General features: G+C 71.9%; 15 protein-coding genes. 8 read left to right on the forward strand and 7 right to left on the reverse strand.

The window, feature by feature from the left end; all coding sequences use genetic code 11:
* Positions 1–32 precede the first annotated feature (32 nt).
* Together ACZ7BZ_RS33050 and ACZ7BZ_RS33055 are read right to left on the reverse strand one after the other, a co-directional pair.
* On the reverse strand, positions 33–1,025 hold the full coding sequence (locus ACZ7BZ_RS33050; RefSeq protein ID WP_470361568.1) for an expansin EXLX1 family cellulose-binding protein: 993 nt from the start codon (positions 1,023–1,025) through the stop codon (positions 33–35).
* 165 nt (positions 1,026–1,190) lie between these two features.
* On the reverse strand, positions 1,191–3,842 hold the full coding sequence (locus ACZ7BZ_RS33055; RefSeq protein WP_470361569.1) for an RICIN domain-containing protein: 2,652 nt from the start codon (positions 3,840–3,842) through the stop codon (positions 1,191–1,193).
* Between the two features lie 288 nt (positions 3,843–4,130).
* On the opposite strand from ACZ7BZ_RS33055, the gene ACZ7BZ_RS33060 reads away from it, so the two are divergent.
* Positions 4,131–4,493 (forward strand): DUF1304 domain-containing protein, encoded by a 363-nt coding sequence (locus ACZ7BZ_RS33060; RefSeq protein ID WP_470361570.1) that lies wholly within the window; start codon positions 4,131–4,133, stop codon positions 4,491–4,493.
* Positions 4,494–4,673: 180 nt separating this feature from the next.
* Here the strand turns inward: ACZ7BZ_RS33060 and mmsB are convergent, their stop codons facing one another.
* The 3 genes from mmsB to chvE form a co-directional block, all read right to left on the reverse strand.
* Positions 4,674–5,909: a multiple monosaccharide ABC transporter permease gene (gene mmsB, locus ACZ7BZ_RS33065; RefSeq protein WP_380462590.1), complete on the reverse strand. Its 1,236-nt coding sequence runs from the start codon at positions 5,907–5,909 to the stop codon at positions 4,674–4,676.
* A gap of 3 nt (positions 5,910–5,912) precedes the next feature.
* Complete coding sequence (gene mmsA, locus ACZ7BZ_RS33070) at positions 5,913–7,460, reverse strand: multiple monosaccharide ABC transporter ATP-binding protein (RefSeq protein ID WP_470361571.1); 1,548 nt, start codon at positions 7,458–7,460, stop codon at positions 5,913–5,915.
* 116 nt (positions 7,461–7,576) lie between these two features.
* A complete protein-coding gene (chvE, locus tag ACZ7BZ_RS33075; protein WP_470361572.1) occupies positions 7,577–8,671 on the reverse strand; it encodes a multiple monosaccharide ABC transporter substrate-binding protein in 1,095 nt (364 codons plus the stop codon).
* A gap of 1,356 nt (positions 8,672–10,027) precedes the next feature.
* On the opposite strand from chvE, the gene ACZ7BZ_RS33080 reads away from it, so the two are divergent.
* A complete protein-coding gene (locus ACZ7BZ_RS33080; protein ID WP_470361573.1) occupies positions 10,028–11,512 on the forward strand; it encodes an arabinofuranosidase catalytic domain-containing protein in 1,485 nt (494 codons plus the stop codon).
* An 80-nt stretch (positions 11,513–11,592) separates the two neighbouring features.
* On the opposite strand, the gene ACZ7BZ_RS33085 is transcribed toward ACZ7BZ_RS33080, so the two are convergent.
* Positions 11,593–12,561, reverse strand: coding sequence for an LLM class F420-dependent oxidoreductase (locus ACZ7BZ_RS33085; RefSeq protein ID WP_470361574.1), 969 nt, complete (start codon positions 12,559–12,561; stop codon positions 11,593–11,595).
* Between the two features lie 206 nt (positions 12,562–12,767).
* Here ACZ7BZ_RS33085 and ACZ7BZ_RS33090 point away from each other — a divergent pair, with 206 nt between their 5' ends.
* From ACZ7BZ_RS33090 to ACZ7BZ_RS33115, 6 genes are all read left to right on the forward strand, one after another.
* The gene (locus ACZ7BZ_RS33090) at positions 12,768–15,797 is read left to right on the forward strand and encodes a glycoside hydrolase family 2 TIM barrel-domain containing protein (RefSeq protein WP_470361575.1); all 3,030 of its coding nucleotides are present in this window, start codon (positions 12,768–12,770) and stop codon (positions 15,795–15,797) included.
* A gap of 431 nt (positions 15,798–16,228) precedes the next feature.
* A complete protein-coding gene (locus ACZ7BZ_RS33095; protein ID WP_380462579.1) occupies positions 16,229–17,260 on the forward strand; it encodes a LacI family DNA-binding transcriptional regulator in 1,032 nt (343 codons plus the stop codon).
* A 347-nt stretch (positions 17,261–17,607) separates the two neighbouring features.
* Entirely contained in the window at positions 17,608–19,305 is a 1,698-nt protein-coding gene (locus tag ACZ7BZ_RS33100) for a ribulokinase (RefSeq protein ID WP_470361576.1), read from the forward strand.
* Entirely contained in the window at positions 19,302–19,970 is a 669-nt protein-coding gene (locus ACZ7BZ_RS33105) for an L-ribulose-5-phosphate 4-epimerase (RefSeq protein ID WP_380462575.1), read from the forward strand. Before ACZ7BZ_RS33100 ends, ACZ7BZ_RS33105 begins: the two co-directional genes overlap by 4 nt.
* 11 nt (positions 19,971–19,981) lie before the next feature.
* Positions 19,982–21,490 carry an L-arabinose isomerase gene (araA, locus tag ACZ7BZ_RS33110; protein ID WP_470361577.1) on the forward strand — a complete coding sequence of 503 codons (1,509 nt, stop codon included), beginning with the start codon at positions 19,982–19,984 and terminating at the stop codon, positions 21,488–21,490.
* 89 nt (positions 21,491–21,579) lie between these two features.
* The gene (locus tag ACZ7BZ_RS33115) at positions 21,580–22,668 is read left to right on the forward strand and encodes an aldose epimerase family protein (RefSeq protein WP_470361578.1); all 1,089 of its coding nucleotides are present in this window, start codon (positions 21,580–21,582) and stop codon (positions 22,666–22,668) included.
* Between the two features lie 130 nt (positions 22,669–22,798).
* Here the strand turns inward: ACZ7BZ_RS33115 and ACZ7BZ_RS33120 are convergent.
* Positions 22,799–23,141, reverse strand: a 343-nt coding sequence (locus ACZ7BZ_RS33120) for a substrate-binding domain-containing protein (protein ID WP_470361579.1), incomplete at its 5' end; no start/stop codon positions are given.

Below are 23,141 nucleotides of genomic sequence, written 5' to 3' on the forward strand. Positions count from 1 at the left end.
GGCCTCTCTCGATCGCGGGGCGAGCGACGTGGTCAATGCCGGGCGAACTGGACGCGGGTCGGCTGGACGACGTCCGGTTTCACCGTGATCCCGTCGACGGTGAGCTGCTCCCCGTAAAGGTCGGTGACCCTGATCGGTCCGCCGCACCCGCTGCCGTCGGGGGAGAGGAAGTAGTTGTAGTCGGTACGGGACAACTGCCGCCAGCCGCCGCCGGACTGGACCTCCAGGGCGGCCACCGGGTTCCGGTGGCCGACCACCTGGATCCCGCACCACCACTGGGAGGACCCGGCCTTGTACCGGATCGACATCGTCGTGGGCGCCGTGCCGGGGCTCAGCAGGCTCCAGGTGATCGGCAGGCGGCCCACCGAGAGGTCCGCGAGCTTGCCGAAGGCCTCGTGGCTCAGGTCGAGTTGCCCGGGTGCGCAGGGCAGGGGGCACTCGTTGACGATCCGCACCGTGATGCTCGCCCCGTTGGCGGCGCGGACCAGCACGGTCGCCCCGCACGCCTTGGACGTCTCGTAGTCGGTGTGGTTCATCGCGGCGATCATCAGGTCGTCGGAAGGCCCGAACGAGCAGGCGCCGTTGCCGTCGGCGGCGTCGTAGGACGTGGCGACGCCCTGGTAGCTCGTCCCGGGCTTGACCCGCCCGGCCGGTGACGCCGTGGCCGGGACGGTGCGGGCACCGCCGGTGGTGGCCGACGGGGCCGGGGCGGCCGACGGCGGGGGAGTGCGGGTCGCGGAGGGCGATTGGGTGCCGGTGGCCGACGGCGCAGGGCCGGTGCTCGACGGCGGTGCCGTCGAGGGCGTGGGATCGGCCGGGGCGGCGGTGCCCGGCGGAGTGCTCGGCTCGGTGGCCGCCACGGCGGCGGCGGCCGGCTCCGCGGCGGCGCCGCCGCCCCCGCTGCCCGGCAGCAGTGCGAAGGCCAGGAAGACCAGCAGACCGACCGCCACCAGCGCCACCGGTATGCCCATGATCAGCCCACGCCTGCGGTTCGGCGGTGGGGCGGCGTGCTTGGTTGCCTTCATTCCCGTCCATTTCGGTGGATCGACTTCGGTGGATCGACTCGACGTCGCGTTGACCAGTGGTCGCCGGGGGCGGAAAGGTTGCCGTTCCGGCACAGGATTTTTCGGGGGCGGCCCGGGCCGTGCCGCCTGTCCCGAACCGGACCGGTCAGGACTGGTCAGGACCGGTCAGGACGGGTCGCCGTAGACCACGCCGCGGCCGTAGCCGCCGAGGTACACCCGGCCGTAGACGTCCGGGTCGCCGGAGACGATGTTGATGACGCTCCCGCCGAACTGGTGCTGGTCGTCGTTGATCCGGGCCCAGGTCGAGCCGCCGTCGGTGGAGCGGAACAGCCCGATGACGCCCTTGACCCTCCCGCTCAGGTAGACGGCCTGGTAGCCGGCGCCGGGCGCCGCCTTGCCGAAGCCGACGCCGACCGCCTGCTCCACGCCGTCGAGCTTGCGGAAGCTCGCCCCGCCGTCGGTGGAGTGCCGGAGCCCGTCGCCCCCGCCGGCGAGCCAGAGGTCCCCGGCGACGCCCGGGAGGGCCTTGAGCTGCCCGCTGCCCAGCCCGGTGGCCCGGGCGGCGAAGTGCCTCCCGCCGTCGGTGGAGGCGTACAGGGTGCCGCCGACGAGGGCGTAGAAGGTGCCCGCCGCGGAACGGTCGGCCACCACCGCCGCGTCCTTGGGCAGGCCGGAGACCGCTGACCAGGACGCGCCTCGGTCGGCCGACAGGAACGGCACCTGACCCGTCGGGGTCCACACCACGGTGCCCCCGTCCGCCGAGACGGCCGCGGACCCGCCGCCCGCGTCGCCCACCGGCGCCGCCGCGAACGGCGCCCAGTTCGCTCCGCCATCGGTCGAGTAGGCGCCGTGCTGCGCGCCGCCGAGGCCGACCCGCACCACGAACTCCGGTTTGGCCTGGGCGAAGTCGAGGCCGGTGGTGTTGGTGAACAGCGGCCCGCTCAGCGCCTTGGCGGGGACCTTGGTCAGGTCCTCGTGGCGGAACCCGCCGACGTCGCCGAGCGCGCTGATCAGCGGCTGGCCGGGCGGCTTGACCAGTCCCAGCGCCGCCGTCTCCTCCAGGCCCTTCGCCGGGACGCTCCAGTGCGTCGGGCGCCCGCTGTCCGCCGCCGTCACGTCACCGCTGCCCCACATGCCCGAGCCGGTGCCGTACAGCACGTGCCCGGAGTCGAACGGGTCGATCGCCAGCGCGCCCATCCAGTGCCCGATGCCGGTGCCCACGTACGGCGCCGCGGAGTCGTCGCGCTGCGAGCTCGCACCCAGCGCCTTCCAGGAGGCTCCGCCGTCGGTCGAGCGGTACAGCTCGTCCGAGGGCCACCAGCGGTCCAGCGTGGTGACCATCACCGTGGCCGGGTGCTGCGGATCCACCGCCAGGCCGGCGAAGCCGTAACCGCCGCTGGACGGCGAGACGTTCTTCCAGGCCCCGGTGGACGGCGTGTACTTCCACACCGAACCGGCCGTCACCCCGTTCGGTCCGGGCGCGTCGGTGTACGTCAGGTACAGCGAGCCGTCACCGGACAGCACGCCGTGCTGCGGCAGTTGCCCGGTCGGCTGTCCCGGCACGGCCTGCCAGGTGGCGCCGCCGTCGGTGGAGCGGTACAGCGACGTCGACTTGTCGGCCACCCCGACGTAGATCGTCCTGCTGCCGGACGGGCCGAAGGTCACGAAGGACAGGCCGACCCCGCTGCTCGCGCCGTCCTTGACGGGGAAGCCGCCGACCTGGCTCCAGGTCACGCCGTAGTCGGTGCTGCGCCACAGGCCGTTCTTGCGGGTGCCCAGGTAGAGCGTGCGGTTGTCGGAGGGATCCACCACCAGCCGCTCGCCCATCGACCGGCCGTCCTCGTTGCCGCCGAGCTTGAACGGCAGGTCGGTGCGCTGGAAGGTCCGCCCCTGGTCGGTGGAGCGCAGGATCGCGCCGTTGCCCGCCCAGTCGTTGGTGTACGTGCCGCTGGCCAGGTACAGCCGGTTGGGGTCGACCGGGTCGGTCGCCAGGCTCTCGATCCCGAGCAGGTTCCAGTCGGCGCCGCCGATCCAGTCGGTCAGCGAGCTCCACCGACCGGCGGCCGCGTCCCAGCGGTACGCGCCGCCGATGTCCGTCCGGGCGTACAGCAGGTCCTTGCGGGAGGGGTTGAAGACCAGTCCGGTGACGAACCCGCCGCCGACGATCTGCGCGTTGTGCCAGGTGTACCCACCGGTGCCGGACGTCTTCACCAGCCGCCACTGCTGGTTGGTGCTGCCGATGTCGCCGTACTGGATGAGCGGTACGCCCTCCTCCTTGCCACCGCCCCGGACGTCCAGCACCATGCCGCTGGCGCGCGAGACGAAGGTCACCGTGCCGTCGCCGACGTCCTGCATCCGCCACTGCTGGGCGGCGGAGGCGTGGTCGCTCTGCTGCTCGACGGCGGCGGCGGACTGGGACGAACCACCGCGCACGCCGAGGACCTTGTGGGTGCCGTGGTTCTCCAGTTCGTAGTAGCCGTCCCCCACCAGACGCAGCCGCCACTGCTGGCTCACGGCCCCGGACGCGCGGTCCATCTGCCGGGCCCAGGCGCCGTCGGCCGTGTCCGCACCGGGGATGTCCAGCGCCTTGTCGCTGCGGACGGACAGCAGCGTGTAGTAGGCGTCGGGGTCCACCGACGCGGCCTTCGAGTCGGGCTGCACGAAGAGCAGGTAGGGGCCGAGCACACCGGGCACGCCCAGGGTCAGGCCCAGCGCGGTCCAGCGCCGACGGTGACGCCCACGGGGACGCCGCGCACCACCGGCGGCCGGGCGGGCACGCCGACCGCGGCCGTTCGCCGTGGGATCCGTCTCGTTCATGGGACTGCTCCTTGCTCGGGCCCCGCCCTCACGTACCCGCCCCGGTCAGGCGGTGCGCGACGGCGGTCGGCGGATCGGACGACCCGTGGGCACTTCGCCCTCGGTGTCATCCGTCAGTTGCCGCCGCCGGCGGAAGGGTTGCCGCGTCCTCGGAGAATTCTTTCGGCCGGTGAGTGCGGGTCCGGACTTGACGGTTGGGCAAGGGCCTGAACAAAATGCCGGTTCACGCACCGCGGGCGCCCGGGTGCCGCTCGGTTCGGACCCGCGCCGAGGCGTAACATGCCCGCTATGTCCACAATTGCCGTGATTGCGGTTGTCGCGCTCGCCCTCCTGCACGTCTACATCCTGGTCCTGGAGATGTTCCTGTGGACCACTCCGCGGGCCCGGGCCGCCTTCGGCACGTCCCAGGAGTTCGCGGTCTCGACCAAGGCGATGGCCGCCAACCAGGGCCTGTACAACGGCTTCCTGGCGGCCGGCCTGCTCTGGGGTGCGTTCGCCGCCGACCCGGTCGGGTTCCAGGTGCGGGTCTTCTTCGCCTCCTGCGTCGCCGTCGCCGGTGTGTTCGGCGCCGTGACCTCCTCCCGGAAGATCCTCTTCGTGCAGACCGTGCCGGCCCTGGTCGTGCTCGTCCTGGTGCTGCTGGCCCACTGAACCCGGAACCGCCCGCCGAGGGGTGCCTCTCTCCGAGAGGCACCCCTCCCCCTTTTCTCACGCCCGGATCCGGAACCAGTCCGCACCGGGGACGGATACGGGGCAGGAGGAGCGCGGAAACGGAGCAGGACGGGCACGGTGACACCGTGCCCGTCCTGCTCCGTTTCCGCGACGTCCGGGTCAGGAACCGGCTCGGCGCTTGTTGTAGACGTCGAAGCCCACCGCCGCGAGCAGTACCAGGCCCTTGATCACCTGCTGGTAGTCGGTGCCGACACCGACCAGCGACATGCCGTTGTTCAGCACACCGAGCACCAGGCCACCGATGATCGCGCCCATGACGGTGCCGACGCCGCCGCTGGCGGAGGCGCCGCCGATGAAGGCGGCGGCGATCGCCTCCAGCTCGAAGTTGATGCCCGCCTGCGGGGTGCCGGCGTTGAGCCGTGCGGCGAAGACCAGCCCGGCCAGTGCGGCGAGGACGCCCATGTTGGTGAAGGCGAGGAAGACGACCCGCTTGCTCTTCACCCCGGACAGCTTGGCCGCCGGCTCGTTGCCGCCGATGGCGTAGGTGTGCCGGCCGATGATCGAGTTGCGCATCAGGTAGCCGAAGCCGACCAGCAGGGCGCCGAGGATCAGCAGGACGATCGGCACGCCGTGGTAGCTGGCCAGCAGCAGCGTGAACACCAGCACGGCCGCCGTGATCACGGCGAGCTTGGCCAGGAACAGACCGAGCGGGAGCACCTCGAGCCCGTACGAGGCGGTCTGCCGCCGGCCGCGCAGCTCCTGGAGGACGGCGACGACAAGCACCGCGAGTCCGAGCAGCAGGGTGAGGTTGTGGTAGTTGGTGTGCGGGCCGACCTCGGGGAGGAAGCCGCTGCTGATGCTCTGGAAGCCCTTGGGGAACGGTGCCACCGACTGGCCCTGCAGCAGGATCTGGGTGCCGCCGCGGAACAGCAGCATGCCCGCCAGGGTGACGATGAAGGAGGGGATCCCCAGGTAGGCGATCCAGAAGCCCTGCCAGGCGCCGGCGAGGGCGCCGATCACCAGCGCGACCAGCATCGCGACGGGCCACGCCATGTGGTGCTCGACCATCATCACCGCGGCGGCGGCCCCGACGAAGGCGGCCAGTGAGCCGACCGAGAGGTCGATGTGCCCGGCGATGATGACGATCATCATCCCGATCGCCAGGATGAGGATGTAACCGTTCTGCTGGATCAGGTTGGTGATGTTGAGCGGCTGGAGGAGGATGCCGTCCGTCCAGATCTGGAACAGCAGCACGATCAGCGCGAGGGCGACCAGCATGCCGTACTGGCGGACGTTGCCGCGCAGCGCGCGGGCCAGTGCGGAGCCCACGGACGGGCTCGGGGCGGGTTCGGGCCCCTGCTGGGAGGAGTCCGGGATGATCTCGGTCTGGGCCATGCCTCACACCTGCTCGTTGCTGGATGCGGCGCTCATGGTCATGAGCCGCATGAGGGATTCCTGGGTGGCGTCGGCGCGGGCGACCTCGCCGGTGATCCGGCCTTCGGCCATCGTGTAGATCCGGTCGCACAGACCCAGGAGTTCGGGGAGTTCGGAGGAGATGACGAGCACCGCCTTGCCCTGGGCGGCCAACTCGGCGATGACGGTGTAGATCTCCGCCTTGGCGCCGATGTCGATGCCCCGGGTGGGCTCGTCGAGGATCAGCACCTCCGGCTCGGCGAAGATCCACTTGCTGAGGACGACCTTCTGCTGGTTGCCGCCGCTGAGCGTGCCGGTCCGGGTGAACACCGTCGGGGCCTTGATGTTCATGGTCCGCCGGAACGACTCGGCGACCCTGCTCTCCTCGTGCCGGTCGACCCGGCCGTACCGGGCGACCTTGCCGAGCGCGCTCAGCGAGATGTTCCGGCTGATGTCGTCGATCAGGTTGAGGCCGAAGTGCTTGCGGTCCTCGGTGACGTACGCGATGCCGTGCCCGATCGCCTCGGGCACCGTCCGGGTGCGGATCTCCCGGCCGTGCAGCAGCACCCGTCCGCCGCTCCAACGTCCGTACGTGCGGCCGAAGACGCTCATCGCGAGCTCCGTGCGGCCGGCCCCCATCAGGCCGGCGACGCCGACGATCTCGCCGCGCCGCACGTTCAGCGAGGCGCCGTCCACCACGGTGCGCTGCTGGTCGATCGGGTGCCGGACGGTCCAGTCCTCGACCTCGAAGGCGACCTCGCCGATGTCCGGGGTGCGCTCGGGGTAGCGGTGCTCCAGGTCCCGGCCGACCATGCCGCGGATGATCCGGTCCTCGGAGATGCCCTCCGGGCCGATCGCGATGGTCTCGATGGTCCGCCCGTCGCGCAGGATGGTGACGGCGTCGGCGACCCGGGCGATCTCGTTCAGCTTGTGCGAGATGATGATGCAGGAGATGCCCTGCGCCTTGAGCTCCAGGATCAGGTCGAGGAGCTTGCGGCTGTCCTCGTCGTTCAGTGCGGCGGTCGGCTCGTCCAGGATGAGCAGCTTGACCTTCTTGGCCAGCGCCTTGGCGATCTCGACCAGTTGCTGCTTGCCCACGCCGAGGTCGGCGACCCTGGTGTGCGGGCTCTCCTCGAGGCCGACCTGGCGGAGCAGGTCGGCGGCGTGGGTGAGCGTCCGGTGCCAGCTGATGATGCCCCGGGTGGCGTGCTCGTTGCCCAGGAAGATGTTCTCGGCGATGGACAGGTACGGCACCAGGGCGAGTTCCTGATGGATGATGACGATGCCGCGCTGCTCACTGGCCCGGATGTCCTTGAACCGGCAGGGCTCGCCCTCGAAGAGGATCTCGCCTTCGTAATCGCCGTGCGGGTAGACCCCGCTGAGGACCTTCATCAGGGTGGACTTGCCGGCGCCGTTCTCACCGCAGATGGCGTGCACCTCGCCGGCGGCGACGCTCAGGTTGACTTCGGAGAGCGCCTTCACACCGGGGAACGACTTGCTGATCGACCGCATTTCGAGAACGGGTCCAGCCATGGTTGTGCGTCCGTATCGTTCGGGGCGGTGCGGTGGGGATCCATCGGGCGCCCGGGGAGTCCGGGCGCCCCGCCGCACCGCCGGTTCGGCGGGGCCCGTCGAGCGGGCCCCACGGGCTACTTGAGCTGGTCCGCGGTGTACTGGCCGCTGTCGACCAGGATCTTCTGGTAGTTGTCCTTGTCGACGCTGACCGGCTGGAGCAACTCGGCCGGAACGACCTTCGCCCCGTTGTTGTACTGGGTGGTGTCGTTGACCTCGGGCTTGCCGCCGGTCAGCAGCGCGTCGCCCATCTGCACGGCGACCTTGGCGAGTTGCCGGGTGTCCTTGTAGACGGTCTGGGTCTGCTCGCCCGCGATGATCGACTTCACCGAGGCCAGCTCGGCGTCCTGGCCCGTCACGATCGGCAGGGACTTGGCGGTGCCGTAGCCGACGCCCTTGAGCGAGGAGATGATGCCGATCGAGATGCCGTCGTACGGCGAGAGCACGGCGTCGACGTGGGCGCCGGTGTAGGCCTTGCTCAGCAGGTTGTCCATTCGGGACTGGGCGACACCGCCGTCCCAGCGCAGCGTGGCGACCTGGTTGAAGTCGGTCTGGCCGCTCTGCACGACCAGCTTCTTCTGGTCGATGTACGGCTTGAGCACGCTCATCGCGCCGTTGAAGAAGAAGGTCGCGTTGTTGTCGTCCGGCGAGCCCGCGAACAACTCGATGTTGAACGGCCCCTTGCCGTCCTTGAGGCCGAGCTTGTCGGCGATGTACCCGCCCTGGAGGACGCCGACCTTGTAGTTGTCGAAGGTCGCGTAGTAGTCGACGTTCTGGGTGCCTCGGATCAGCCGGTCGTACGAGATGACCGGAATGTGCGCATCGGCTGCCTTCTGCAGCACGTTGGTGAGGGAGGAGCCGTCGATGGCCGCGATCACCAGCAGCTTGGCACCCTTGGTGATCATGTTCTCGACCTGGGAGACCTGGTTCTCCACCACGTTGTCGCCGTACTGCAGGTCGGTCTTGTAGCCCTTGGCCTGGAATTCCTTGACCATGTTGTTGCCGTCGTCGATCCAACGCGCCGACGACTTGGTCGGCATCGCGATGCCGATGAGTCCACCCTTGGCGTCGCCCTTGGCCGCCCCGTCGCCGACTCCGTTGGAGCTCTGACCGCAGGCCGCCAACGAGAGCGTCAGGCCGGCCGCGACGAGACCCGCTGAAAGCTTCCGCACGTGTTTCCTCCATGGTGATGGTCCGCGACCGGAGCAGCGCACCCCTGACTGGGCGACTGGGAGCGGTCGAGCGGCGCCGACCGGAGCGGTCCTTCACGCTGTGGTGCGTCGGGGTGGTGGTAGCTCTGGCCTGGCGTGACATGAAGTGTTAACGCTAACAACGATGGCGTCAAGGGGGGTTAGATCACCGTTGGATCGCGATCCGCCAACGACCGCTCCGCAGGGGCGCGGGCCCTCGGCCGGGGGTGCCCGGGGAAGTCGTGAGTGAATGACAGGTGAACATCGAGTGGTCATCGCGGGTGGGAAAGCGCGGCGCCGGCCCCGCCGGCGATCGGGGATCGGGCATCCGTCGCTCCGGGGGCACCTGCCGGCTCGGGGGTGCCGGTGGCCGGGGTCGGCCCGTAGGCGTCGAGGGTCGGGCCGACCGGCTGGCAGCACGCGGCTCGACCGGAGGCGCAGCCGCCGGAGCCGTCGGGGGTGACGTCCTGCACCGGGCCGCCCGCGATGGACGAGCCGCCGGAGTCGTCGGGCTCGGCCCGGCTGGACTCCGCGGCTGCGGTCCGGGTGGCGGCGGCCTCGCCCGTGCTCGCGCCGACCGGTGTGACGGGTGGCGGCCTCGCCCGTGCTCGCGCCGACCGGTGTGACGGTGGCGGCCGGCCCGTGCTCGCGCCGACCGGTGTGACGGTGGCGGCCGGCCCGGCGACGGCCGGGCAGGCGGCGACTGCCGCACGGCATCGGAGCATCAGGTCTCCCTCTCGAGGGGGGCTGCCGGAGCCGTGGACGGCGCGATGTCGGCGCGGGCGCTCGTCAAGCACCCCCTGCATCGGCGGCGTGGACCGGACCGGTGCCGGGTGGGGGAGCGGGTGGTCGGGTCCGTCGCGCAGGGTCTTCGCGGGGTGCGGGCTCGTGGGTCGGGGCCCGGCGGCGCGAGCGTTCGCCGGACGGCGGCGGCGCGTCGTGCCCCCACTGTCGCGAGCTCGGTTCCCTCTGCCTCCGCAGCTGCGGGTCCGGGTGGGCTCCGTCGTGCCCGCGGAGGCGGACGAAGGCCGTGACGGACCGTCATCCGTATGCGGTCGCACCGGTGTCGGAGCGTGAGTGCTCGCCTTGCTTACCGTCAAACTCCTTGCAGTAGTGGAGAAGTGACGAAGCATCGAGACTTTCGATCCGGATCGGCGCGTCCGCGGATCCGGAGTCCGGCGTGATGTGTCGAAGGTCTTGACGGGACACGGTCGGGGCGGGCACTGTCACCGGCCAGGAACCTCCATCTCCCGCCCCGGTCGCAGGCTGCTGTCGCGGGGCGGATTGTTAGCGCTCACTTTCCCCTTGGCCGCGCTCGACGATGAGCAGGGAGACACCATGAGTGACAACAACGGGACCACCCGGAGGCACGGCGCGCTGCGCCGCCTCGCCCGGGCCGGGGCGGCACTGGCCGTCCTCGTCGGCGCCCTGGCAGGTGCCACCGCGACCAGCGGTGCGGCCCAGGCGGCCACCCAGCGACCGTGCGACCTCTACGCCGCCGGCGGCACACCCTGCGTGGCCGCGCACAGCACTACCCGCGCGCTCTACGGCGGGTACGGCGGCCCGCTCTACCAGGTCCGGCGTGCGTCGGACCAGGCGCTGCGGAACATCGGCGCCCTGACCGCCGGAGGCTACGCCGACGCCGCCGCACAGGACGCCTTCTGCGCCGGCACCAGCTGCGTGATCACCGAGATCTACGACCAGAGCGGGCGGGGCAACCACCTCACCCAGGCGCCCGGGGGCGGAGCCGCGGGCGGCCCCGACAAACTGGCGGACGCGACCCTGGCACCCACCACGCTGAACGGCCACCGGGCCTACGGCGTGTACGTCGCGCCGGGCACCGGCTACCGCAACAACCACACCTCGGGCGTCGCCACCGGCGACCAGCCGGAGGGCATGTACGCCATCCTCGACGGCACCCACTACAACGGCGGCTGCTGCTTCGACTACGGCAACGCCGAGACGAGCAGCAACGACACCGGCAACGGCCACATGGAGGCGATCTACTTCGGCAACATCAAGGTCTGGGGCTACGGCAGCGGCCCCGGCCCCTGGGTGATGGCCGACCTGGAGAACGGCCTGTTCTCCGGGGCCAACACGGGCTACAACGCCAACGACCCGACGGTGAACCACCGCTACCTGACGGCCATGGTCAAGGGCGCGCCGAACCAGTGGGCGATCCGCGCCGGCGACGCGCAGTCCGGCGGGCTGTCGACGTTCTACTCCGGGCCGCGCCCGAACGCCTCGGGCTACAACCCGATGCACAAGGAGGGCGCGATCATCCTCGGCATCGGCGGTGACAACAGCAAGGGCTCGGCGGGCACCTTCTACGAGGGCGTGATGACCTCCGGCTACCCGTCGGAGGCCACCGAGAACGCCGTCCAGGCCGACATCGTCGCGGCCGGCTACGCCACCTCCCCGGCGACCGCCACGGGAGCACTGCGGGGCGCCGGTTCGGGCAAGTGCCTGGACGTCCCCAACGCCTCCACCACGCCCGGGGTGCAGGCACAGATCTACGGCTGCTCCGGAGCGGCGAACCAGACCTGGACCCACACCGCCGACGGACGGCTCACGGCGGACATCTCCGGCACCACGCTGTGCCTGGACGCGTACGGCGGCGGGACGGCCGACGGCACCAAGGTGGTGACCTGGCCCTGCAACGGCGGCGCCAACCAGCAGTGGCTGGTCAACTCCGACGGAAGCGTCACCGGTGCGCAGTCCGGCCGCTGCCTGGACGTCGCCGGGGCGGCCGTCGTGGACACGACGCCTGTCCAGCTGTGGACCTGCTGGGGCGGCGGAAACCAGAGGTGGACCCTGGGATAGTGCTCCGGTCGGGCGCCGGGGTGCATCACCCTGCCGGGCGGGTCCGAGCACCGAAGGTCGGCGCCCGGGCCCGCCAGAGGTCAGAACCCCTCGCGCAGCGCCGGCAGCAGGGTGTCCCGAGCCCAGTCGAGGTAGGCGGGCTGGCTGTCGCCGCCGACCTGGACCAGGGCCACCTCCCCGAACCCGGCGTCGACGAACGGTCGTACCGCCTCGACGAAGTCCTCGACCCGGTCGCCGCACGGAATGGCCTCGGCGACGTCGGCGGGGCGGACGAAACGGCTCGCGGCGGCGAAGCCCGCCGTTCCGGGCAGCTCGGCGTTGACCTTCCAGCCGCCGCCGAACCAGCGGAACTGCTGGTGTGCCCGCCGGACGGCGGTGTCCCGGTCGGTGTCCCAGCACACCGGCAGCTGGCCCACCGCCGGCTTCCCCGATCCGCCGTGCTCGGCGAATCCGGTGATCAGGGCGGGATCCGGCTCGACGGCGATCACCAGGTCGGCCAGCCGGCCGGCCAGCTCGCAGGAATCCGGCCCTGACACGGCCACCCCGATCGGCGGCGGCCGGTCGGGCAGGTCCCACAGCCGGGCGCCGTCGACGTCGAAGTACCGGCCGTGACGGGTGACGTATCCGCCGTCGAACAGCGCCCGGATGATCCCCACCGCCTCGTCGAGCATCGCCTGACGCACCGGCGCCGCCGGCCAGCCCCGGCCGACCACGTGCTCGTTGAGGTTCTCGCCGCTGCCCAGACCGAGCCGGAAGCGGCCCTCGGACAGCAACTGCAGCGTGGCGGCCTTCTGCGCCACCACGACCGGGTGGTAGCGGAAGGTCGGGCAGGTCACGTAGGTCATGAGCGGGATCCGGGAGGTGGCCTGCGCGGCGGCGCCGAGCACCGCCCACGCGTAGGGGGCGTGCCCCTGCTCGTCCAGCCACGGGAAGGAGTGGTCCGAGACCACCGAGAAGTCGAAGCCCGCCCGCTCGGCGCGCACGGCGTCCGCGACCAGGTCACGCGGGCCGCGCTGCTCGGTCATCATCGTGTATCCGATTCTCAGCATGACCCTGCGACTGCCCCGATTGCCGCAGCAATCACACCGGAGGCCCGGGTGCACGGCGCCCCGACGGTGTCGAGCCGCGAGGTGGCCTCGTCGAGGAGCCGCAGCCGGGGCCCGCGCAGCATGCGCGGGCGATGGCGTCCCTTCCCGCAAAACGCCTTCGATAGTACGGTCGCGCGCATCACCCCGCGACCGTCGGAGGACCTCCCATGTCCACGCGCTACTTCGAGGACTACGCACCCGGCCACGGCAGAGCTGCGCCGCGGGCGGCCCTGGACTCCGACGCCCCCAGGATCGACCTCAACGGGGAATGGGCGTTCCGGTTCTCGCCGACCCTGCGGCCGGAACCGGACGGGTTCGAAGCCCCGGACTTCGACGACGGCTCCTGGGACGCCCTTCGCGTCCCCTCGCACTGGCAGCTGCACGGCTACGGCCGACCCATCTACGTCAACCTCGCCTACCCGGTACCGCTGGACCCGCCCTTCGTCCCGGACGAGAACGAGACCGGCGACTACCGCCGCACCTTCGACCTGCCCGCCACCTGGACGGGCACGCCGGCCGTGCTGCGCTTCGAGGGCGTGGACTCCTGCGCGCGGGTCTGGCTCAACGGCCGCGAGCTGGGCGTCACCTACGGCAGCCGCCTGCCGACCGAGTTCGACGTGACCGGGCTGCTGCGCCCGGGCCGCAACGTGCTGGCCGTCCGGGTGCACCAGTTCTCCGCGGGCACCTACCTCGAGGACCAGGACACCTGGCGCCTGTCCGGCATCTTCCGCGACGTGTCCCTGCTGGCCCGCCCGGCGGGCGGCATCCGGGACGTCTTCGTGCACGCGGAGTACGACGCGCGGACCGGCGGGGGCCGGCTCCGGGTGGAGGCCGACGCGGACGCGCCGGTGAGGCTCGACCTCCCGGCCCTCGGGATCCACGACCAGCCGACCACGGCCGAGTTCGCCCTCGCGGCGGTACGGCCCTGGAGCGCGGAGGATCCACAGCTCTACGAGGCGTACCTGGCCACCGGCAGCGAGCGGGTCCGGATCCGGGTCGGGTTCCGGAGCGTGGCCGTCGACGAGGCCGGGGTGCTCCGGGTCAACGGCCGCCGGGTGGTACTGCGCGGCGTGAACCGGCACGAGTTCGACCCCGATCACGGGCGGGCGCTCTCGCTCGGAACCATGCGCCGCGACGTGGAGTTGATGAAGCGGCACAACATCAACGCGGTGCGCACCGCGCACTACCCGCCGCACCCGGCGTTCCTCGACCTGTGCGACGAGCTCGGCCTGTGGGTCATGGTCGAATGCGACCTGGAGACCCACGGCTTCGAGTACGCGGACCCGGAGCGCTGGCAGCGCAACCCCTCCGACGACCCCCGCTGGCACGCGGCCTACCTGGACCGCATCGAGCGGACCGTGGAGCGGGACAAGAACCACCCGAGCGTCATCCTGTGGTCGCTCGGGAACGAGGCCGGGGACGGCCGCAACCTCCGGGTCATGTCCGCGTGGGTCCGGGAGCGCGATCCGTCCCGTCCGATCCACTACGAGGGCGACCGGCTCGGCGAGTACACCGACGTCTTCGGCGAGATGTACCGGCCGCCGGCCGCCGTCGCCCGGATCGGCCGGGGGCAGCTGCTGCCGGGCGAGGTCTCCTACCCGGCCCGCGCCGGCTCCGGCGACCCGGCGGACGACCCGCGAAACCGCAAGCCGTTCCTGCTCACCGAGTTCGCCCACGCCATGGGCAACGGGCCCGGCGGGCTCGCCGAGTACCTGCAGCTGTGCGGCGAGTACCCGCGGCTCCAGGGCGGCTACGTCTGGGAGTGGATGGACCAGGGGCTGCGCACCCGTGACGCCCGGGGGCGCGAGTTCTTCGGCTACGGCGGCGACTTCGGCGAGGACCTGCACGACGGCAACTTCATCTGCGACGGCCTGGTGCTCCCCGACCGCACCCCCTCCCCGGGCCTGCTCGAGTACGCGAAGGTGATCGCCCCCGTCCGGATCGACGCCGGCCCGGAGGCGGGCACCCTCACGGTGGAGAACCGCTACGAGGTGCTGGACCTGTCCCATCTGCGGTTCACCTGGTCGCTGGCCCGCGAAGGGGTCGAGCTGGCTCAGGGCGTCCTGCCCACCCCGGCGCTCGCGGCCGGGGAGGCCGGCCGGTTGCCGCTGCCACGCCTGGACCCGCCGGGCGGTGAAAGCGGAACGGGCGAGCTCTGGCTCACCGTCCAGGCGGAGCTGGCCAAGCCCGCCGACTGGGCCCCCGAAGGCCACGTGGTCGCCTGGGGACAGGTCCGGCTCCCCGGCACGGTCCACCGCCGGCGGACCGGCCCGCCCGGGGCGGCCCGCAGCGAGGGCGAGCACGTCCTGCTCGGCCCCGGCCGCTTCGACCGGACCACCGGAACCCTGCTCGCAATCGGCGGGCTCCCCCTGCGCGGACCACGACTGAACCTGTGGCGCGCCCCCACCGACAACGACCGCGGCTGGCACCAGCGCGACGCCGCCTACTGGAAGGACCGCGGCCTGGACCGGTTGCGGCACCGCACCGTCTCCGTCACCCCGGGCGCCCAGGGCATGACCGTCGTCGTCCGCAGTGCCGCCGCAGCGGGAGACTCCGGCTACCTGACCACCTACCGCTGGGACAGCGACGGTGACAGCCTGCGCCTGCGGGTGCACGCCGAGCCCGTCGGCCACTGGCCGGAGCGGGGCGACGACTTCCAGGACACCATGGTGGATCCGGCCCTCCCGCCGGAGGAGTACCAGGAGCTGGTCCGCAGGAACCGGTCCCGCTCACTGGCCCGCATCGGACTCGACTGGGAGCTCCCCGCCGACCGCTCCCGGGTGGAGTGGTTCGGCACGGGCCCGGGCGAGGCCTACCCCGACTCGTGCCAGGCGGTGCGCGTCGGACGTTTCCGCGCGACCGTGGACGAGTTGCAGACCCCGTACGTCCGCCCCCAGGAGAACGGCAACCGTGCGGACACCCGCTGGGCCACCTTCACCGACGGGGCCGGGAACGGACTGCGCGTCGTGGGCGAGGAGCCGTTCCACTTCGCCGCACGCCGCTGGACCGACCGACAGCTCGACGGTGCACGGCACCACGGCGACCTCGTCCCCGGGTCGGTGATCCACCTCCACACCGACCATGCCGTCCAGGGTCTCGGCAGCGCCGCCGTGGGGCCCGGTGTCCTGCCCCGGTACCGGCTCGAACTCGGGCCGGCGGACTTCGCGTTCCTCCTGACTCCCCTGCAGCAGGGCTGAGACCACCGACCGGCCCTCCGCCGCACCGGAGTTCCTGGTGTCGGCGGAGGGCCGCTCCGTCCTCCGCCGGGCAGCCGTGTCAGCGCCGTGGTCGAGGCCCCTCCGGGTGGTGGAGCGAGGACGAGGAGGCCGGGTGGGGCGGCGTCGCGGGCCCGACCGAGCAGACTCGCCCCGAGGATCCAGCACCACCCGGCCGTCGCGCCGGGCTCTCGGCAGGCCCGGCGTCCGGGCGCAACCTCGGCGACCTCCGGAACGCGGATCACCCCGGACCGGCCGGCGCAACCGAAACACGGAGGTCAACTTGGCGGTTTTGGCAGATGTCGGCGTCCTGGTGGACTGGTATGAAGGGGGGCCGCCTGCTGAACCGAGGGTGACGGATTGGCCTGGACCTGGTCGCGTACTGTGGTCCACAGTCGAGGAGGGGACTACGAGTGGGAACCGATAACGCCGGGGTGGAACAGCGCCAGCCCGTGATGGCGGACGTGGCGAAACTGGCGGGTGTCTCCCACCAGACGGTGTCCCGGGTGCTCAACGGGGCCCCGCACGTCCGGCCCGACACCCGGGACCGGGTGCTGGCCGCGATAAGGGAACTGGACTACCGGCCCAACTCGGCCGCCCGGGCCCTGGTGACCCGGCGGTCGCAGACCCTCGGGGTGGTCAGCTTCGACTCGACCCTCTACGGTCCGGCCTCGATGCTGGACGGCATCGAGCGGGCCGCGCGCAGCGCCGGGTACTTCGTGAGCGTGACCAGTCTGCGCTCCCTGGACGGCCGTTCGGTCCAGGAGGCCGTCGACCGGCTGCGTGACCAGGGGGTGGAGGGCGTCGTGGTGATAGCGCCGCAGACCTCCGCGGTCAGCGCGGTGTCCCGGCTCTCCAGCTCGGTGCCGCTGGTCGCGGTCGGTTCGGGCGACCAGACCCGGGTTCCCATGGTGTCGGTGGGCAATCGCTACGGCGCGGGAGAGGCGACCGGGTACCTGCTGGACCTGGGCCACCGCACCGTGCACCACCTGGCGGGGCCGACCAACTGGCTGGAGAGCCAGGACCGGGAGGAGGGCTGGCGCCTCACGCTGCAGGCGGCCGGGGCCCCCGTGCCGGAGGTGGAGCGGGGCGACTGGAGCGCCCGCTCGGGCTACCAGGCGGGGCTTCGGATCGCCCGGCTGCGCGACGTCACCGCCGTCTTCTGCGCCAACGACCACATGGCTCTCGGCCTGCTGCGGGCCTTCCACGAGGCCGGTCGGCACGTCCCGCAGGAGATCAGTGTGATCGGCTTCGACGACATTCCGGAGGCCGCCTACTTCACCCCGCCGCTGACCACGGTGCGGCAGGACTTCGGCGAGCTCGGCAGGCGGGCCTTGGAGCTGCTCGTCGGAGAGTTGGAGGGTGCCGCGTCCCCTCCGGCCCAGGTGCAGGTCTCCCCGGAACTGGTGCTGCGGCGCAGCGTGGGACCGCCCGCCCTTCGTTGAGCCGGGGCCGGGGCCGGGGCCGGTGGCCGGTGCCCGCGCGCACCAGGCGGGTACCGGCTGGCCAGTGCCTGTCCGGCTCTTCGGCTCCGCCCTGTCCACTTCCCTTGACATGCTGTTTGTTAGCGCTAACAATCTCTGTGAGCGTTAACAATGGCGCTCCTTCCACTCCGTCGGCCGGGCCACTGCATCCCGCTTCCGTGAGCCCGGCCGACGGCTTCGCGTTCCGCTGCCTCCCGAGGGTGGGGCAGCGGAATGAAGACTGTCGTCGGTGCGGCCCGCCCTGCCCCGGTCGAGGACCGCACCGGCGACAGTTCACAACCCAGGCTTCCCGTACGAAGGATGACCACGTGACAGTGACCCCTGCCGCCCACGACTCCGACCAGTACGTCGTCGGTGTCGACTTCGGCACCCTGTCCGGCCGCGCGGTGGTGGTCCGGGTCCGGGACGGCGAGGAGATGGGTACCGCCGTCCACGACTACCCGCACGCCGTCATCGAGCACGAACTGCCCGGCACCGGCCGCCCGCTCCCGCCCGACTGGGCGCTGCAGCACCCGGCGGACTGGCGCGAGGTGCTGCGCATCGCCGTCCCGGCCGCGCTCGCCGACGCCGGCGTCGACCCCGCCCGGGTCATCGGCATCGCGACCGACTTCACCGCCTGCACCGTCCTTCCGGCGCTCGCCGACGGCACCCCACTGGCCGAGACGCCCCAGTGGGCCGCCCGCCCGCACGCCTGGCCCAAGCTCTGGAAGCACCACGCCGCGCAGCCCCAGGCCGACCGCATCAACGAGCTGGCCCACGCCCGCGGCGAGAAGTGGATCTCCCGTTACGGCGGCCGGATCTCCGCCGAGTGGCAGTACGCCAAGGCGCTGCAGGTGCTGGAGGAGGACCCGGCCGTCTACGGCGCCTGCGAGCGCTGGATCGAGGCCGCCGACTGGATCGTCTGGCAGCTCACCGGCGCCGAGAGCCGCAACACCTGCACCGCCGGTTACAAGGGCATCCACCAGGACGGGAGTTACCCGACCGAGGAGTACCTCGCCGCGCTCCACCCGGACTTCGCCGACTTCGCCCGCACTCGCCTGGAACACCCGTTGTCCCCGCTGGGCACCCGGGTGGGCTCGCTCACCGCCCGGGCGGCGGAGTGGACCGGACTCCCGGTCGGCACCGCCGTCGCCGCCGGCAACGTCGACGCCCACGTGGCGGCCCCGGCCGCCCGGGCCGTCGACGACGGCCAACTCCTCGCCATCATGGGCACCTCCACCTGCCACGTGGTCAACGGCGCGACCCTCGCCGACGTCCCCGGCATCTGCGGCGTGGTCCAGGACGGCATCGTCACCGGTTCCTACGGCTACGAGGCCGGCCAGAGCGCCGTCGGCGACATCTTCGCCTGGTGGCTGCGCCAGGGCGTTCCCGCCGACTACCTGGCCGAGGCGGAGGCGACCGGCGAGGACCTGCACCGGCTGCTCACCCGCAAGGCCGCCGCCCAACCCGTCGGCGGACACGGCCTGGTGGCGCTCGACTGGATGAACGGCAACCGCTCCACCCTGGTCGACCACCACCTCTCCGGAGTGATCGTCGGGCTCACCCTGGCCACCCGCCCCGAGGAGGTCTACCGGGCGCTGCTGGAGGCCACCGCCTTCGGCACCCGCGTCATCGTCGAGGCCCTGGAGCAGGGCGGCGTCCCGGTCACCGAGTTCATCGTCACCGGCGGCCTCAAGAAGAACGCCCTGCTGATGCAGATCTACGCCGACGTACTGCGCCGCCCGGTCTCGGTCGCCGACTCGGAGCAGGGCCCGGCGCTCGGCTCGGCGATCCACGCCGCCGTGGCCGCCGGGGCCTACCCGGACGTCCGGACCGCGTCCGCCGCGATGGGCCGGGTGCAGAAGGACGCCTACCGGCCCGATCCGGCCGACGCCGACGCCTACGACCGCCTCTTCGCCGAATACCGGGCCCTGCACGACCACTTCGGCCTCGGCGCCGACAAGCTGCTGCACCGCCTGCGCGACATCCGCAACGCCGCCCTCACCACACCCAGCGAGGCCCTGTGAACGCGACCATCGACCTCATCCGCCGCCAAGTCAGCGACCTCCACGGCGAACTGGTCCGCTACAACCTGGTGGTCTGGACCGCCGGAAACGTGTCCGCCCGCGTCCCCGGCGAGGACCTGCTGGTCATCAAGCCCAGCGGCGTCTCCTACGACGAGCTGTCGCCGGAGAACATGATCCTCTGCGACCTGGACGGCAACGTCGTCGAGGGCGAGCACGCACCGTCCTCCGACACCGCCGCGCACGCCTACGTCTACCGCCACCTGCCCGAGGTCGGTGGAGTGGTGCACACCCACTCCACCTTCGCCTGTGCCTGGGCGGCGCGCGGCGAAGCCGTTCCCTGCGTCCTCACCGCGATGGCCGACGAGTTCGGCGCGGAGATCCCGGTCGGCCCGTTCGCCCTGATCGGCGACGACTCGATCGGCCGCGGCATCGTCGACACCCTCAAGGGTCACCGCTCGCCCGCCGTACTGATGCAGAACCACGGCGTCTTCACCATCGGCAAGGACGCCAAGGCCGCCGTCAAGGCCGCCGTGATGTGCGAGGACGTGGCCCGCACCGTCCACCTCTCCCGCCAGCTCGGCGAACCCCTGCCGATCGCCCAGGCGGACATCGACAGCCTGAACCACCGCTACCAGAACGTCTACGGCCAGCCCCAGGCCCGGTAAGGAGCTCACCCATGACCAAGCCACTCGAAGGCCGCCAGGTCTGGTTCCTGACCGGCAGCCAAGGGCTCTACGGTGAGGACACGCTGCGACAGGTCGCGGAGCAGTCCCAGCAGATCGCCGAAGCCCTGAACCGCGAGTCGGCAGTGCCGGTCGAGGTGGTCTGGAAGCCCGTCCTGACGGACGCGGGCGCCATCCGCCGGATCTGCCTGGAGGCCAACGCCGCAGACGACTGCATCGGCCTGATCGCCTGGATGCACACCTTCTCCCCGGCGAAGATGTGGATCGCGGGGCTCGACGCCCTGCAGAAGCCGCTGCTCCACCTGCACACCCAGGCCAACGTCGACCTGCCCTGGCAGTCCATCGACATGGACTTCATGAACCTGAACCAGGCCGCCCACGGCGACCGCGAGTTCGGCTTCATCCAGTCCCGCCTCGGCGTGCCGCGCAAGACCGTCGCCGGGCACGTCACCGACCCCGTCGTCTCCGCCCGGGTCGGTTCCTGGGCCCGCGCCGCCGCCGGCCGCGCCGAGCTGCGCAGCCTCAAGCTCGCCCGCTTCGGCGACAACATGCGCGACGTCGCCGTCACCGAGGGCGACAAGGTCGAGGCCCAGCTCCGCTTCGGCGTCTCCGTCAACACCTACGGCGTCAACGACCTCGTTGCGGCCGTCGACGCCGCGGACGAGAGCGACGTCGCCGCGCTGGCCAAGGAGTACGAGGACAGCTACCGCCTCGCCCAGGCGCTTCGGGCCGGTGGAGAGCAGCACGAGTCGCTGCGCTACGCGGCCCGGATCGAGCTCGGTCTGCGCGGCTTCCTGGAGCAGGGCGGCTTCAAGGCCTTCACCACCAACTTCGAGGACCTCGGCGGGCTCCGCCAGCTCCCCGGCCTCGCGGTGCAGCGGCTGATGGCCGACGGCTACGGCTTCGGCGGCGAGGGCGACTGGAAGACCTCCACCCTGCTGCGCACCCTCAAGGTGACCTCCGCCGGGCTCGCCGGCGGCACCTCCTTCATGGAGGACTACACCTACCACCTGGAGTCCGGCCGTGAGCTGATCCTCGGCGCGCACATGCTGGAGGTCTGCCCGAGCATCGCCGCCGGCACTCCGTCCTGTGAGATCCACCCGCTGTCCATCGGCGGACGCGAGGACCCGGTCCGCCTGGTCTTCGACGCCGAGCCGGGCCCGGCCGTGGTGGTCGGCCTCGCGGACCTCGGTGACCGGTTCCGGCTGGTCGCCAACGAGGTGGACGTCGTCGCGCCGCCGGAGCCGCTGCCCCACCTGCCGGTCGCCCGCGCGGTCTGGAAGCCGCGCCCTGACCTGCGCACCTCCACCGAGGCCTGGCTGACGGCCGGTGCCCCGCACCACACCGTGCTCTCCAGCGCGGTCGGCGCCGAGGAACTGGAGGACCTCGCCGAGATGCTCGCCGTGGAGCTGCTGGTGATCGACGACGACACCACCATCCGCCGGTTCACCAAGGAACTGCGCTGGAACCAGGCCTACCACCGTCTGGCCCAGGGGTTCTGAGCCCCGTGGCCAGCCCCCTCGACGCCCGCCGCCCCTCCGGCGGGCGTCGCCCGTTTCCCCACGGGCCCCGCAAGGAACGGAGCAACCCCGTGCCGAAAGACGCACTCGTGTCCCCGGGTGAACTGACGGTCTCCCAGGGAATCGCCGCGACCCTGCCGGACGGGCAGTCCGTCACCCGGTGGACCATCAGCTCGCCCTCGGGCGTGCGGGCGGAGGTGCTCAGCCTGGGCGCCCGCCTCCAGGCCCTGCACGTCCCGGACCGGGACGGACGGCGGGCGAACGTCGTCCTCGGCTGCGAGCGGGTCGGCGACCTGCTCGGGGAGGGCGCGTACTTCGGCGCGACGGTCGGCCGCTACGCCAACCGGATCGCCGACGGCGTCCTGCCGCTCGACGGCACGATGCACCGGCTCACCACCCAGTCGACCGGCCACACCCTGCACGGTGGACGGGACGGCTTCGCCACCCGGCTCTGGGACGGCGTGCCCGTCCGGGAGGGCGGACGGGCCGGAGTGCGGCTGCGCCTGCACAGCCCCGACGGCGACCAGGGGTTCCCCGGAGCGCTCACCGTCGAGGTGACCTACCTGCTCGACCCGACCGGTCGACTGTGGATCGGCTACCGGGCGACCACGGACGCGCCGACGGTGGTCAACCTCACCAACCACACCTACTTCAACCTGGCCGGTGAGGGCAACGGCACGGTGCTCGACCACCTGCTGCGCGTCGAAGCCCGCGGCTACCTCCCGGTGGACGCCGAGCTGATCCCGATCGGGCCCGTTGCGCGCGTCCTGGGCACGCCCTTCGACCTGAGCGAGGACCGCCGGATCGGGGACCGCGTCGTCGACGGGGACAAGCAGATCCGCCGGGCCGGAGCCGGTTTCGACCACAACTGGGTGCTGGACGGGAACGGGTTCCGGCGGGTCGCCGCCCTGAGCCACCCGGCCAGCGGTCGGCGGGTCGAGTGCCTGACGACGGAACCGGGGCTGCAGGTCTACACCGGCAACCACTTCGACGGCACGCTGAGCGGCCCGTCCGGCCGCCCGTACCACGCGTACGCGGGCGTGGCGCTGGAGACCCAGCACTTCCCGGACTCGCCCAACCACCCCGAGTACCCCTCCACCGTCCTGCGCCCGGGGGAGGAGTTCCGTTCGACGACGGTGTACTGCTTCTCGGCCGAGTAGCCGAGTAGCCGGGTCACCGAGCAGCGGACGGCAGGTGAGGGGGCGGTGGGCCCGGTGGGCCCACCGCCCCCTCGGTGTTCAGTGCACCACGAGGCCCCGTACCCCCCGGGCGCCGGGGAGAGAGCGGCTGTCAGGTGTGGTGCGGGGCCGGGGCGGTGCTTTCGCGGATGATCAGTTCCGGTGCCATGAGGTGGAGCTGGTCCTCGGGTTCGTTGCCTGCGGCGGTGGCGTTGATTCGTGCCATGACCTGTTCGACGGCGACCTGTCCGAGGTCCTTCTTCGGGCTGGTGACGGAGGTGAGTCGGGGGGAGTGCTGTTCGGCCATCGGGTCGGGGCAGATGGCGATGACGGAGGCGTCCTCCGGTACGGTCCGTCCGTTGGCGCGCAGCAGGCTGAGCAGGGGGCCGATCGCGGCCTCGTTCTGGACGACGAAGGCGCTGGTGTCCGGGCGGTCGGCGAGGATGCGGGCGAGG

The sequence above is a fragment of the Kitasatospora sp. NPDC036934 genome (assembly GCF_055608425.1).